The organism is Photobacterium sp. WH77 (assembly GCF_022014395.1).
GTDB classification, from domain to species: domain Bacteria; phylum Pseudomonadota; class Gammaproteobacteria; order Enterobacterales; family Vibrionaceae; genus Photobacterium; species Photobacterium arenosum.
In genome coordinates, this window is record NZ_JAKLTE010000005.1 from 253,244 (window position 1) to 266,769 (window position 13,526).

Sequence of the window (13,526 nt, forward strand, 5' to 3'; positions counted from 1 at the left end):
TGATTGTTAAAGTCTGGATAATCGCCCACTTCTCGCTGTTTCTTGAGCAGTGACCATGAACTCTATGGGCTTTTTTGTATAAAAAAGCTTTATAAACACTAATTACAAGTAAGATTACTCAAGGAGCAATCGAATGCTAATTTTGACTCGTCGCGTAGGTGAGACGCTAATGATCGGTGACGAAGTAACCGTGACCGTACTTGGCGTAAAGGGAAATCAGGTTCTCATCGGTGTTAATGCGCCGAAAGAAGTGTCTGTTCACCGTGAAGAGATCTACATGCGTATACAGGCAGAAAAAGATACCGGAACACAGGGTTCAGGTAACTACTAATTCCTGTTTTATAAAGAGGTCGGCTAATTAGCTGGCCTTTTTTGTTTTTGGCCGCAGACAACGCGCCAGGTCAGTGAAAATTATGACGAAGTCACTACCCGGGAAGATTTTGATAGCGGTTTGGTGATTAAGTGTTCAGCCAGCGATGGAAAGGCGCTTTTTCTCAATAAAGTGTTTGACTTATTTTTGCCTGACAGTAATATGAGCGACCGCAAGACGGTGAGGTGGCCGAGAGGCTGAAGGCGCTCCCCTGCTAAGGGAGTATACGGTTTATCCCGTATCGAGGGTTCGAATCCCTCCTTCACCGCCATTCCTTTCAACAGTTTGAAAGAAGTGGTATTTGCAAATTGCGCGTCCGTAGCTCAGCTGGATAGAGTACCTGGCTACGAACCAGGCGGTCGGAGGTTCGAATCCTCCCGGACGCGCCATATTTCAGAAGCAGGGCTCAAGGGCTCTGCTGAATAACTGTTTCTGCGCGCTCGTAGCTCAGCTGGATAGAGTACCTGGCTACGAACCAGGCGGTCGGAGGTTCGAATCCTCCCGAGCGCGCCATTATACAGTGTGGTGAGGTGGCCGAGAGGCTGAAGGCGCTCCCCTGCTAAGGGAGTATACGGTTTATCCCGTATCGAGGGTTCGAATCCCTCCTTCACCGCCATTCTTTCTTCAGTGTGATGACTGAAAGCAAGAAGTAAAACCTGCGCGTCCGTAGCTCAGCTGGATAGAGTACCTGGCTACGAACCAGGCGGTCGGAGGTTCGAATCCTCCCGGACGCGCCATTATTTAAATCGCAATGTCAGACATTGTGAAAACACAAGTTTCTGCGCGCTCGTAGCTCAGCTGGATAGAGTACCTGGCTACGAACCAGGCGGTCGGAGGTTCGAATCCTCCCGAGCGCGCCATTATTTGTGTGGTGAGGTGGCCGAGAGGCTGAAGGCGCTCCCCTGCTAAGGGAGTATACGGTTTATCCCGTATCGAGGGTTCGAATCCCTCCTTCACCGCCATTCTTCCCAATAGCTAGAGTCCCTTTAGATATTGTGTGAGACCCTGCGCGTCCGTAGCTCAGCTGGATAGAGTACCTGGCTACGAACCAGGCGGTCGGAGGTTCGAATCCTCCCGGACGCGCCATATTTGATCAAGTATCAATGGACTGCTACTTCAAAAACTGATTCTGCGCGCTCGTAGCTCAGCTGGATAGAGTACCTGGCTACGAACCAGGCGGTCGGAGGTTCGAATCCTCCCGAGCGCGCCATCATCTCAAGTCGTGATTTTTCACGCAGAAAATTCTGCGCGTCCGTAGCTCAGCTGGATAGAGTACCTGGCTACGAACCAGGCGGTCGGAGGTTCGAATCCTCCCGGACGCGCCATTATTTTCAAGTTTCAATGGATTGTAACGACTACAACCAATTCTGCGCGCTCGTAGCTCAGCTGGATAGAGTACCTGGCTACGAACCAGGCGGTCGGAGGTTCGAATCCTCCCGAGCGCGCCATCATTTCAAGTCGTGATTTTTCACGCATCTGCTCTGCGCGTCCGTAGCTCAGCTGGATAGAGTACCTGGCTACGAACCAGGCGGTCGGAGGTTCGAATCCTCCCGGACGCGCCATCCTTATAAACCCAGCCCCGGCTGGGTTTTTTATTGTCTGTATTTCCCGTTTCTCTTCTGAGCCTTGCCTGCAACCACTGGTATTTCTGTGTGGAAAGGGGTAGTTTTGGCTTGCCTTGCGATGATAAGGCTAAGGATTCCACCGGATTTAGAAGGAAAATAACCATGACAACTCAACAGCTTGCTATTACTGCCTTTGGCGATGTCCACTGTCTTCAGCTGCAATCGATCGAGATCCCTGCGCCGGAAGGGCGGCAGGTGCTGATCGATGTGGCTTATTCAGGCGTCAATCCTATTGATGCCAAAACCCGGGCAGGCTTAGGTTGGGCTGCGCAGCAAAACCGGGACAAGCTGCCTTGGGTGCCGGGCTATGATGTTGCCGGCGTCATCGCCGCCGTTGGCGAGGAGGTCACTGAATGGAGCGCAGGGCAGAGAGTGTGCGGCTTTATCGGGTTTCCTTTGCAAGGCGGTGGATACAGTACGCAGGTACTGGCTGAGGCGGACAGCCTGAGTCCGGTGCCGGATGGTGTACCCTTAGCAGAAGCGGCGGCGTTACCTTTGGCGGGGCAAACGGCCTGGCAGGCACTGGAAAAAGCATCAGTGCAGGCCGGTGAGCGGGTCTTGATCTTAGCCGGTGCTGGTGGAGTGGGTCATCTGGCGATACAGTTGGCATGCCACAAAGGTGCTGAGGTCGTGGCCAGTTGTTCGGCGGATAATCAGGATTTCGTCTCCTCTCTGGGCGCACAAGCGGTGGATTACCAAAAAGGTGAGCTGGCAGCTCAGCTACAGGCGGTGGATGTGTTGATCGATCTGGTTGGAGGCGAAATAGGCGTGGCAGCTTTGTCTTGTGTTAAACCGGGCGGTCGTGTGGTGACTGTGCCGACCATCACGGCAGAGAGTGTGACCGCAGCGGCAAAAGTCATCGGCTTGCATGCACAAGGTATGCTGGTATCCCCTTCGGTGGCGCAGAACGATCAGATGCTGGCTATGATGGCAGAAGGTGATCTGACAGTGTTGATAACAGAGCAGTTCCCGCTTGTGCAGGGCGCGGAGGCACACCGTCAGATAGAAACGGGTCGTACCCGCGGCAAAATAGTTCTGGTAATGAAAGACTGACGAATGGATTGGAGTTGGTCTGGCGAAGCTCTGTTGTGGGGGCTGTTTTTCACTGGCTTACTCAGCGCGACTTTGCTGCCGGGAGGCTCGGAAGCCGGCCTTCTGGCCGCTCTCAGTGCTCAGTCACAGCCGGCATGGCTGCTGGTTACCGTTGTCACTGCGGGCAATACTGTCGGTGGAATGGTGAGTTATTATCTGGGACGTTGTTTACCCGATAAAACTTCTGAAGAAAATCAGAGTCATACTAAAGCTGTTGCCTGGATAAAAAAATTCGGTTACTGGAGCCTGCTGCTCAGTTGGGTGCCTGTTGTGGGTGATCCGCTTTGCCTGGCTGCAGGCTGGCTGCGGATGCGGGCAGGACTCTGTGCCTTGTTTATTCTCATCGGCAAAGCCGTGCGGTACGTCATACTGGTGCTGCTGTTTTGATTTTTCACTCTGAAACTAATAGAAGGAAGGCGAACGTGCAAAAGCGGATTCTGAGCCTTGTGTTGCTGGTCCTTAGCGGATGCAGCAGTCAGACGCCCCCCGAACAGGCACAGTCATTGCCTGATGGTGTGCATTTTGTCGAAAGTGTATCGGACACCAGCGCTGAAGTCGTGATCCCTTACAGCAAATATGTGCTGGATAATGGCCTGACGGTGATCCTGCATGAGGATAACTCAGATCCTATCGTGCATGTGGATGTGACTTATCATGTGGGATCAGCCCGCGAGCAATTAGGCAAGTCAGGTTTTGCCCATTTCTTCGAACACATGATGTTCCAGGGCTCCAAACATGTCGGCGATCAGGAGCACTTTCGCCTGATCACCGAAGCCGGCGGTACGATGAATGGCACAACCAACCGTGACCGTACCAATTACTTTGAAACTGTGCCGTCGAATCAGCTGGAGAAAGTGCTCTGGCTGGAATCAGACCGCATGGGCTTTTTGCTGAGTGCCGTATCCCAGCACAAATTTGAGATTCAGCGCGCCACGGTAAAAAACGAGCGTGCACAACGCTATGAGAACCGTCCTTACGGCATGGTGAGTGAGCGGATTGGCGAGGCACTTTTCCCGCGGACACACCCTTACTCGTGGCAGCCTATCGGCTATGTTGACGATCTGGACCGGGTTGATGTTAACGATTTGAAAGCCTTCTTTCTGCGCTGGTACGGGCCGAATAACGCCACACTGACCATTGGTGGTGATATTGATAAAGCCGAAACACTGGCATGGGTACAGAAGTATTTTGGTGATATTCCGCGTGGACCGAAAGTTGATAATCCGCCGAAAGCGCCCGTTAAGCTGGATGCTGACCGATACCTGACCCTGGAAGACAATATTCAGCAGCCTATGCTGATGATGGCATGGCCGACCTCGCACAAAGGGGCGCCGGATGATGCATCGCTGGATATGCTGGCGAAAGTCATAGGGGGCGGTAAGAACAGTATCTTGTACCAGGCCTTGGTGAAAACCGGAAAAGTGGTGGATGCCGGAGCCTATCACGACTGTGGTGAGCTGGCCTGTACTATGTATGTCTATGCCATCGGCCAGAGTGGTGAGCAAGGACAGCTGGACCGCATTTATGACGACGTCAGCACAGTGCTCAGCAGTCTGGCTCAGCGCGGTGTCAACCAACAAGAACTTGATGAAATGAAAGGCATGGCTGAAGCCTCTGCCATTTTTGGCCTGCAAAGTGTGCATGGCAAAGTGGCGCAGCTGGCGGCTTACCAGACCTTTTACAGTGATCCAAACCGTTTGGGTACCGAGCTGACCAATTTGCGTAATGTTAAACCCGCTGACGTGGAGGCGGTATACCGGCGTTATGTGGAGAACCAGCCCAAAGTGGTGCTCAGTACTGTGCCAAACGGGCGTACAGAGATGGCCGCTGCCAAAGCCAACTACCGTCCGGCAGCTCGCCTTATTCCTGAGCACAAATCCGTTCAGGACAATGAGCTGAACCTGCGCGAGCCACAGCGCGAAGGGTTTGACCGCTCAGTGATGCCACAGCCTTCAGAGCCGGTTACGGCTCAGGTGCCAGAGTTATACCGCTTCACGCTGGCTAACGGTATTGCAGTGCTGGGCACCCAGTACGATGAAACCCCGACCGTGGAATTGCAATTGGTTTTACCGGCTGGCCGCCGCTATGAACCTGTTGGCAAAGAGGGGCTGGCCGAGCTCACTGCTGCGATGCTGGCAGAAGACAGCAAGCGCCATTCATCGGAAGATTTGGTGTCCCGCCTTGATACGCTGGGCAGTACTGTGACCTTCTCATCAGGTATGTACGGGTCTGTTGTTTCTGTTACTTCCCTGAAGAAGCACCTCAATGAAACGCTGGCTATTATGCAGGAGCGTTTGTTCGAACCAGCCTTCAATGAAGAGGATTTTACCCGGGTCAAACAGCAGGCGCTGGAAGGCCTGGTGTATGATCATCAGCGACCGAGCTGGCTGGTCAGTCAGGCCACCCGCGAGGTGTTGTACGGCAAGACTGTGTTTGGTCGTCCTTCGGATGGCACGCTGGCGTCGGTTCAGTCAATGACACTGGACGATGTCAAAGCGTTTTATCAGCGCTTCTACACCCCCAATGGGGCACAATTGGCCGTCGTTGGCGATGTCCAGCCCGCAGAGCTGACATCACATCTGTCATTTCTGTCAAGCTGGCAGGGGGCGCCGGCACCCAGTTATGTTACCCCTGCGCTGCCTGTCCGGTCGAAACCGGCAATCTGGCTGGTTGATAAGCCGGGAGCGCCGCAAAGTACGGTACGCTTAGTGCGTAATGGCCTGCCGTACGATGCCACGGGTGAACAGTTCGAACTCCAGCTGGCTAACTTTAATCTGGCTGGCAATTTTAACAGCCGGATTAATCTTAATCTGCGCGAGGATAAGGCATACACCTATGGTGCCGGTGGTTATCAGAGCGGCAATAAAGAAGCCGGGCTCTCTGTGTTTTATGCCGAAGTGCGTGCCGATGTGACCTTACCGGCGATCAAGGAAATGATGAAAGAGCTGGCGAACTACAGCAGCAGCGGCCTGACGGATGATGAGCTGGCCTTTATGCGTCTGGCGGTAGGTCAGCAAGAGGCACTGAGCTATGAAACCCCGAGTGATAAAGCGGATTTGCTGCGGCAGATCATGACCTATCAGCTTGAGGATGACTTTGTGTCGCAGCGCAATGCGATCACGGCTTCTATCAGTAAAAACAGGCTCAATGAGCTGGCGGCAAAATGGTTTGATCCCAAGGATTACCAAATTATTGTGGTGGGGGATGCGCAGTCATTGTTGCCGCAGTTGAAAACACTGAATATGCCGGTTCATCCTTTAAAACCCATGCAGTAAGATCAGCATAATTACCGGCGTATTAAGCCAGTATTCAGCTTAAGATATCAGCCGATACTCTATGTATCGGCTTTTTTTATTGTTGCCGTTACCACAGGCAGGAAACCCTTTGCTAAATCAACAATAATCATGGTAATCAGCAAGAATTATGATTACCCTAGCTCCCCTGTGATAGTGATGATTGAGAACAGCCTGATGGATTTTTCACAAAGGTTAGAGAGGGTGTCGGCCAATCCGCAAGCGCTGACACAATTCGGTCGTGGCCTGGAAAGGGAAGCGTTACGAATAACCCCGCAAGGGAAGTTATCCACTCAACCGCACCCTGTCGGCCTGGGTTCGGCCCTGACCAATAAGTGGGTAACAACGGACTTTGCTGAGTCTCTGCTGGAGTTTATTACCCCGGTGTCTCGAGATGTCGATGAGCTGTTATCTCAATTGTCCGATATCCATAAATTCAGCTACAGCCAGCTGGGCAGCGAAATGCTCTGGCCTATGTCCATGCCTTGTTATGTCGGTGATGAGTCGGATATCGAACTGGCACAATATGGCAGCTCCAACATTGGCCGGATGAAAACCCTCTATCGTGAAGGGTTGAAACGCCGCTACGGCAGCATCATGCAGATTATCTCTGGTGTACATTTCAACTTTTCCTTTCCGGACAGTTTCTGGCAACAGTTGTTTGGTGATCAGAGCGAAGACGAGCGTCAGGCTTCAGTGTCTGAGTCGTATTTTGCCTTGATCCGAAACTACTACCGGTTTGGCTGGCTGATCCCTTATCTGTTCGGTGCTTCTCCGGCGTTGTGTGGCTCATTCCTGAAAAAAGACGGCGCTAAGCTCGATTTTCAAAAGACAGGTAAAGGCACCTATTTCCTGCCGAAGTCTACCGCACTGCGTCTGAGCGATCTGGGGTATACCAATCATGCCCAGAGTGCACTGAAGATTGGCTTTAATCATCTGGCTCAGTATCTGGACGGTTTACAGAAAGCGATCCATACCCCGTCTGAAGAATTTGCCGATATCGGCGTTAACGTCGACGGTCAATTGCGCCAGCTGAATACCAATGTGCTGCAGATTGAAAACGAGCTTTATGCGCCGATCCGTCCCAAGCGAGTGACCAACAGCGGCGAGAAACCGTCTGAAGCCCTTGAGCGGGGTGGTGTGGAGTACATTGAAGTGCGTTCACTGGATGTCAACCCATTCAGCCCGATAGGTATCACCTCTGAACAGGTCCGCTTTTTGGATCTCTTCCTGACCTGGGCGGTCTTGTCGCCGTCTGATGATATGGATGATGCCGAACTGGCCTGCTGGCGTGACAACTGGAAGAAAGTGGTACTGCAGGGGCGGGATCCTGAGCTGCAGCTGCAAATCGGTTGCCGTGGCGAACGTTTGCCGCTGCGTGACTGGGCCTTGCGCGTCTTCTCTGAGCTGGAGCAGGTTGCTGTGGCCATGGATCAGGCTAACGGTGGCAACAGCTACCAGCAAACACTGGCAACCCTGACCGGGTGGGTCAATAATCCTGAACTGACATTGTCTGCGCAAGTCTTGCGTCACATTGAAGCCAATGAAGGCATCGGTAAGTTTGGCCTGGAATTAGCTGCAAAGCATGCCGAGTGGCTGGATAAGCAGAGTTACAGCCGGTATTCTCAGTCTGATTTTGAGTCGGAAGCGGCAGCCTCTGTGATGAAACAGCAGCAAATCGAGCAGGCTGATGAGGTGTCTTTTGAAACGTTTCTGGCTGATTATTTTGCGGATCTGCAACAAAATCCGTTTAAGAAAGCGTAACAGCAGAGATAAAAAAACGGGCAGCGACCTTGCTGCCCAATAAAATTACAATTTCGCAGGGATGACGACAGTTTGCACTGCCAGTCATAATATCAGACCTGCCGTTTTCACTTTGGTTCCAATTCAGGGAGTGAAAAATGCTTTTGGCAACAACAAAAGGGGTGGCGCTGATATTGTTGGTTTTAATAACAACCGGTTGCGCAACACCTCCGCCCCAAAATCAATCAAACTTATGTGACATTTTCCGTGAGAACCCCGACTGGTATCAGGACGCGCTCGACATGGAAAAGCGCTGGGGGACGCCCATTCAGGTTGCTATGGCCTTTGTGCGTCAGGAAAGCGCTTTCCGTCATGATGCCCGTCCTCCCCGTCCCTATGTGTGGGGCGTGATACCCTGGTTCCGCAGCAGCAGCGCCTATGGCTATGCGCAGGCACAAGATCCTGCCTGGGAAGATTACCAGCGCGCGACCGGTAGCTGGAGTTCACGTACCAGTTTTGATGATGCACTGATGTTTATCGGCTGGTATACCGATGAAACACAGCGGCAACTGGGGATATCCAAGTGGGATGCTTATAACCAGTATTTGGCCTATCATGAAGGGCGAGGTGGCTATAGCCGCGGAACTTATCGCCATAAGCCGACTCTGCTGCAAGTGTCCCGTAAAGTGGATCAGCAGGCGAAATCGTATGGCTGGCAATTGAAGCAATGCCGGCAGGAATTGGAAGATAACCGCAGCTGGTGGCCGTTCTGAGCGGAAGGGACTGCCAGGCTACGACACGACAGGCAAAGGAGAAGGACACCATGCCATTATTAGATAGTTTTACCGTCGACCATACCAAGATGCATGCACCGGCTGTGCGTGTTGCTAAAACAATGCAGACACCAAAGGGCGACACTATTACTGTGTTTGACCTGCGTTTCTGTCGCCCCAATCAGGAAATCCTCTCCGAGCGCGGTATTCACACCCTGGAGCATTTGTTTGCCGGTTTCATGCGGGCTCACCTGAACTCCGGGGCAGTGGAAATCATTGACCTGTCACCAATGGGTTGCCGTACCGGTTTTTATATGAGCTTGATCGGTGAGCCTGATGAACAGCAAGTGGCAGACAGCTGGCGTGCAGCGATGGAAGATGTGCTGAAAGTGGCTTCACAGGAGCAGATTCCTGAACTGAATGAATATCAGTGTGGTACTTACAGCATGCACTCACTGGACGAAGCCAAACAGATCGCACAGGATATTCTGGATCGCGGCATTGACGTGAATAAAAACCACGAGTTAGCTCTGCCAGACAGCATGTTGCAGGAATTGAAAGTAAAGTAAGCGTTTACTGACTTTGCATCGACACAAAAAAACCACCGGTAATGCCGGTGGTTTTTTATTGTCACCCCCAAACCACCGCCTGTGACGGCGCTGATTTAGGACGCTGGGTTAACCGGTTTTTTGCAACTGGGCCGGCAGGATTTTGACCAGTTTGATCATGTTATCGGAGATTTCCACTATCTCCATCTGATAACCGGCCACTGACACGCTAAGGATACTGTCCGGGATATCTTCCAGATGCTCCAGAATCAGGCCGTTCAGGGTTCTGGGGCCGTCAGTCGGCAAATCCCAGTTCAGGCTCTTGTTCAGCTCACGGATATTGGCTGTGCCTTCAATCAGCAAACTGCCGTCACTTTGCGGGGTGATCTCTTCGGCTAAGGTCGGAGAGATGGAGGTGGTGAATTCCCCCACTATCTCTTCCAGAATGTCTTCCAGGGTGATCAGACCCTGAATATCGCCGTATTCATCAACAATCAGGCCGATGCGCTCTTTGCGGCGCTGGAACTTCAACAGCTGGATATTGAGCGGCGTGCCTTCCGGAATGAAATACACTTTGTCAGCAGCACGCAGCAGATTTTCTTTGCTGAAATCGTTTTTATCCATCATCAGGCGGTAAGCTTCTCTGACTCGCAGCATACCAACGACTTCATCGATGTTGTCCCGATACAGGACGATTCGGCCGTGAGCGGCATGGCTGAGCTGGCGGACAATGGATTTCCAGTCGTCATTGATATTGATACCGACAATTTCATTACGCGGGACCATCAAATCTTCCACTGTGACGTTTTCCAGATCCAGAATCGATAACAACATGTCCTGGTGGCGGCGGGGGATCAGGCTGCCCGCTTCATTGACCACAGTGCGCAATTCTTCCGAACTCAGGGTGGCATCGTTCATATTGTCGACACGCATGCCGAGCAGCCGCAGGAAACTGTTGGTGATGCCGTTGACAAACCAGACCAGCGGATACAGCAGTTTCATGAGTATCCGTAACAGGATACTGCTGGAATAAGCCACTTTTTCAGGGTACAGCGCGGCCAGGGTTTTCGGTGTAACTTCGGCAAACACCAGTACAGCCATAGTCAGCGCGCCGGTGGCGATAGCCACACCCAGATCGCCGTACAGGCGCATACCTAAAATCGTCGCGATGGCAGATGCAAGGATGTTTACCAGGTTGTTGCCGATCAGAATCAGACCGATCAGACGGTCAGGTCGGTTGAGCAGTTTTTCAACCCGCTTAGCTCCGCGATGGCCCTGGCTTGCCAAGTGGCGCAGTTTGTAGCGGTTTATCGACATCATGCCGGTTTCAGAGCCGGAGAAATATCCGGAAATCAGGAGTAGTAATACCAGAAGGGAGAATAAAGCTCCCGTGGATATATCGTCCAAAAAGTCAGTTCCTTGTATCGCTGTGGATGTGTACTCTGTACTGAATATGAGTAAAGGTGTCAAGGGTGGGTTGTTAAGACGCTAAAGACCCAGCCAGGATTAATCATGCTTAAGCATGGATAGTGTTTATTAAATTGTCATTAGCTGCCAATGATGATTTCTTTGACAAAACGGCTGCCGAAGTAGGCCAGAGTCAGCAGAAAAGCGCCAATCAGGCTGAACCAGACGACTTTTTTACCCCGCCAGCCCATCCGGTAATGGCCCCAGAGCAGAACGCTGTAGACCCCCCAGGCCAGAATGGAGAGTACCGCTTTGTGTGTTTTGCCCTGGGCAAACATATCCTGCAGAAAAATAAAGCCAGTGATCAGCGTGATAGTCAGCAGTATGTGACCGACCAGAATGATTTTAAACAACTGCCGCTCAACCAGCATCAAGGGCGGCAGATTAGGGTTAAAAGCCAGTTTTTTGTGTTTGAGCTTATAATCCAGCCACGCCAGCTGAATCGCGTACAGTGTAGCGATCATCAGGGTTGAGTAGGCAAATAGCGCCAGAGAAATATGTAACAGGATTTGAGGATGCGCCTCCAGATGCGTAATGAAACCACCTGGTAACACAGCCGCCGCGGCAAGGTTAATGGCGGCAAAGCTGTAAATCACAGGCAGCAGAAACCATATTCGCATTTTGACCATGGCCAGAGTGGTGATGACGGCGATAATCAGACTGATGAGCGAGGCGACATTTAATATACTCAGATTCTGGCCGACGCCCCCCAGAATCAGATCTTTCAGGAACACCACATGCAGGATGATCGCCACTGTGGCACTGATCAGCACTGGCCGGGCTTTTATGCCATTATTATGGCTGAGCCCAGGCACAATAAATGCCAGCGCAAGCAGATAAAAACCAGCAGCAGTAAAGGCAATCAATATGTCCATAACACCTGTAAGGATCGTGAATTCGAACTGGTGAGTATACCTTGTGAACGGATAGCACGACAATGATACAAAGGGAACAATCGTGTGGGACAGAGCGCACTTTGCGGTCTGTTTCAGCAATTTCAGCAGGAATATCTGTTGGTGCTGCGCGGCAGAAATGACAAGAATTCTGTCACAGGCTGCACGTATGGCATGAAACCGGGTCACTGAATGCGGTATACTGGCACGAAATGAGTGCGTAACGAGCGAGTCACACATGTTTGACAATTTAACCGAGCGTTTGTCGTCAACGCTGAAAAATATCAGCGGCCGTGGCCGTCTGACTGAAGACAACATTAAAGATACCCTGCGTGAAGTGCGCATGGCATTGCTTGAGGCGGATGTCGCGCTGCCGGTTGTCCGTGATTTCGTCAAGCGGGTGAAAGAACGCGCTGTCGGAACTGAAGTCTCTAAGAGCCTGACGCCAGGCCAGGAATTTATCAAAATCGTTCAGGCGGAATTAGAAGCCGTCATGGGCGACACCAACGAAGCACTGGATTTAGCCAGCCAGCCACCTGCGGTCATCCTGATGGCGGGTTTGCAGGGTGCCGGTAAAACCACCAGTGTGGGTAAGCTGGGTAAACTGCTCAAAGAACGTAATAAAAAGAAGGTACTGGTTGTTTCCGCCGACGTATACCGTCCTGCCGCTATCAAGCAGCTGGAAACACTGGCTTCTGATATCGGTATTGATTTCTTTCCGTCCAGCCCGGATCAAAAACCGGTGGCGATTGCCCAGGCGGCTATCGAGCACGGTAAGCGCAAATTCTATGATGTGGTGATTGTCGATACCGCAGGCCGTCTGCATGTCGATGAAGCCATGATGGACGAAATCAAGGCCGTTCATAAAATAGCGAATCCGGTAGAAACCCTGTTTGTGGTCGATGCCATGACGGGCCAGGATGCGGCCAATACCGCCAAAGCCTTTAACGAGGCGTTACCGCTGACCGGTGTGATTCTGACCAAGGTCGACGGTGATGCCCGTGGTGGTGCTGCGCTGTCGGTGCGTCATATTACCGGTAAGCCTATCAAGTTCCTGGGTGTCGGTGAGAAGACTGATGCGCTGGAGCCTTTCCACCCTGATCGTGTGGCGTCCCGTATTCTGGGGATGGGTGATGTCCTGTCGCTGATTGAAGATCTGGAACGTAACGTTGATAAGGAAAAAGCCGAGCAGCTCGCGAAGAAATTCAAAGAGAAGAAAGGCTTTGATTTAGAAGACTTCCGTGGACAGCTTCAGCAGATGAAGAACATGGGCGGTATGATGGGCATGATGGATAAGCTGCCCGGCATGTCCCAGTTGCCCGGCAATATCAAAGACCAGGTCGATGATAAAATCTTTGTCCAGATGGAAGCTATCATTAACTCCATGACCTCAAAAGAGCGTGAGCGCCCGGAGTTGATTAAAGGTTCGCGCAAGAAACGTATTGCTGCCGGTTCCGGTACTCAGGTACAGGACGTCAACCGTTTGCTGAAGCAATTTACCCAAATGCAGAAGATGATGAAGAAAATGCAGAAGGGCGGTATGAAGAACATGATGCGCAATATGAAAGGCATGATGCCGGGTGGCGGCATGTTCCCTGGGCGCTAATTGCTTCAATTGCTTGTTTTTTGGTCTCTGCTGGTGATTTTACTGGTGAAAAAGTAGCTAAAGCAGTTGCATTCGCGGGTTGAAAGAGTAAAATTCCGAGGCTTTATTTGGCACGG

The 13,526-nt window shown here is 51.8% G+C and carries 10 protein-coding genes and 12 tRNA genes; 20 read left to right on the plus strand and 2 right to left on the minus strand.

Annotated features, from left to right (window positions below):
* Nucleotides 1-133: 133 nt before the first annotated feature.
* From csrA to luxS, 19 genes are all read left to right on the plus strand, one after another.
* Nucleotides 134-331 carry a carbon storage regulator CsrA gene (gene csrA / locus L6J37_RS07660; RefSeq protein WP_237794694.1) on the plus strand — a complete coding sequence of 66 codons (198 nt, stop codon included), beginning with the start codon at nucleotides 134-136 and terminating at the stop codon, nucleotides 329-331.
* Nucleotides 332-549: 218 nt separating this feature from the next.
* A tRNA-Ser gene (locus L6J37_RS07665) sits at nucleotides 550-641 on the plus strand.
* 41 nt (nucleotides 642-682) lie between these two features.
* Nucleotides 683-759 (plus strand) — tRNA-Arg (locus tag L6J37_RS07670).
* Between the two features lie 47 nt (nucleotides 760-806).
* Nucleotides 807-883: transfer RNA gene (locus L6J37_RS07675), tRNA-Arg, on the plus strand.
* An 11-nt stretch (nucleotides 884-894) separates the two neighbouring features.
* A tRNA-Ser gene (locus L6J37_RS07680) sits at nucleotides 895-986 on the plus strand.
* Between the two features lie 44 nt (nucleotides 987-1,030).
* A tRNA-Arg gene (locus tag L6J37_RS07685) sits at nucleotides 1,031-1,107 on the plus strand.
* A gap of 46 nt (nucleotides 1,108-1,153) precedes the next feature.
* A tRNA-Arg gene (locus L6J37_RS07690) sits at nucleotides 1,154-1,230 on the plus strand.
* Nucleotides 1,231-1,240: 10 nt separating this feature from the next.
* Nucleotides 1,241-1,332, plus strand: a tRNA-Ser gene (locus tag L6J37_RS07695).
* 47 nt (nucleotides 1,333-1,379) lie between these two features.
* Nucleotides 1,380-1,456, plus strand: a tRNA-Arg gene (locus tag L6J37_RS07700).
* 47 nt (nucleotides 1,457-1,503) lie between these two features.
* A tRNA-Arg gene (locus L6J37_RS07705) sits at nucleotides 1,504-1,580 on the plus strand.
* Nucleotides 1,581-1,618: 38 nt separating this feature from the next.
* A tRNA-Arg gene (locus L6J37_RS07710) sits at nucleotides 1,619-1,695 on the plus strand.
* A gap of 46 nt (nucleotides 1,696-1,741) precedes the next feature.
* Nucleotides 1,742-1,818, plus strand: a tRNA-Arg gene (locus tag L6J37_RS07715).
* Nucleotides 1,819-1,855: 37 nt separating this feature from the next.
* Nucleotides 1,856-1,932 (plus strand) — tRNA-Arg (locus L6J37_RS07720).
* A 165-nt stretch (nucleotides 1,933-2,097) separates the two neighbouring features.
* Entirely contained in the window at nucleotides 2,098-3,048 is a 951-nt protein-coding gene (locus L6J37_RS07725) for an NADP-dependent oxidoreductase (protein WP_237794696.1), read from the plus strand.
* A 3-nt stretch (nucleotides 3,049-3,051) separates the two neighbouring features.
* Nucleotides 3,052-3,474 carry a YqaA family protein gene (locus L6J37_RS07730; protein ID WP_237794698.1) on the plus strand — a complete coding sequence of 141 codons (423 nt, stop codon included), beginning with the start codon at nucleotides 3,052-3,054 and terminating at the stop codon, nucleotides 3,472-3,474.
* A gap of 35 nt (nucleotides 3,475-3,509) precedes the next feature.
* The gene (locus L6J37_RS07735) at nucleotides 3,510-6,362 is read left to right on the plus strand and encodes a M16 family metallopeptidase (RefSeq protein ID WP_237794700.1); all 2,853 of its coding nucleotides are present in this window, start codon (nucleotides 3,510-3,512) and stop codon (nucleotides 6,360-6,362) included.
* A 192-nt stretch (nucleotides 6,363-6,554) separates the two neighbouring features.
* Nucleotides 6,555-8,144, plus strand: a complete 1,590-nt coding sequence (gene gshA, locus L6J37_RS07740) for a glutamate--cysteine ligase (protein WP_237794714.1) — start codon at nucleotides 6,555-6,557, stop codon at nucleotides 8,142-8,144.
* 137 nt (nucleotides 8,145-8,281) lie between these two features.
* A complete protein-coding gene (locus tag L6J37_RS07745; protein ID WP_218384218.1) occupies nucleotides 8,282-8,896 on the plus strand; it encodes a transglycosylase SLT domain-containing protein in 615 nt (204 codons plus the stop codon).
* A gap of 50 nt (nucleotides 8,897-8,946) precedes the next feature.
* Nucleotides 8,947-9,465: an S-ribosylhomocysteine lyase gene (gene luxS, locus L6J37_RS07750; RefSeq protein ID WP_237794702.1), complete on the plus strand. Its 519-nt coding sequence runs from the start codon at nucleotides 8,947-8,949 to the stop codon at nucleotides 9,463-9,465.
* A gap of 108 nt (nucleotides 9,466-9,573) precedes the next feature.
* Here the strand turns inward: luxS and L6J37_RS07755 are convergent, their stop codons facing one another.
* Entirely contained in the window at nucleotides 9,574-10,851 is a 1,278-nt protein-coding gene (locus L6J37_RS07755; RefSeq protein ID WP_218384215.1) for an HlyC/CorC family transporter, read from the minus strand.
* Nucleotides 10,852-10,991: 140 nt separating this feature from the next.
* Nucleotides 10,992-11,786, minus strand: a complete 795-nt coding sequence (locus tag L6J37_RS07760) for a cytochrome C assembly family protein (RefSeq protein ID WP_237794703.1) — start codon at nucleotides 11,784-11,786, stop codon at nucleotides 10,992-10,994.
* A 256-nt stretch (nucleotides 11,787-12,042) separates the two neighbouring features.
* Here L6J37_RS07760 and ffh point away from each other — a divergent pair, with 256 nt between their 5' ends.
* On the plus strand, nucleotides 12,043-13,410 hold the full coding sequence (gene ffh / locus L6J37_RS07765; RefSeq protein WP_027253537.1) for a signal recognition particle protein: 1,368 nt from the start codon (nucleotides 12,043-12,045) through the stop codon (nucleotides 13,408-13,410).
* Nucleotides 13,411-13,526: the final 116 nt, after the last annotated feature.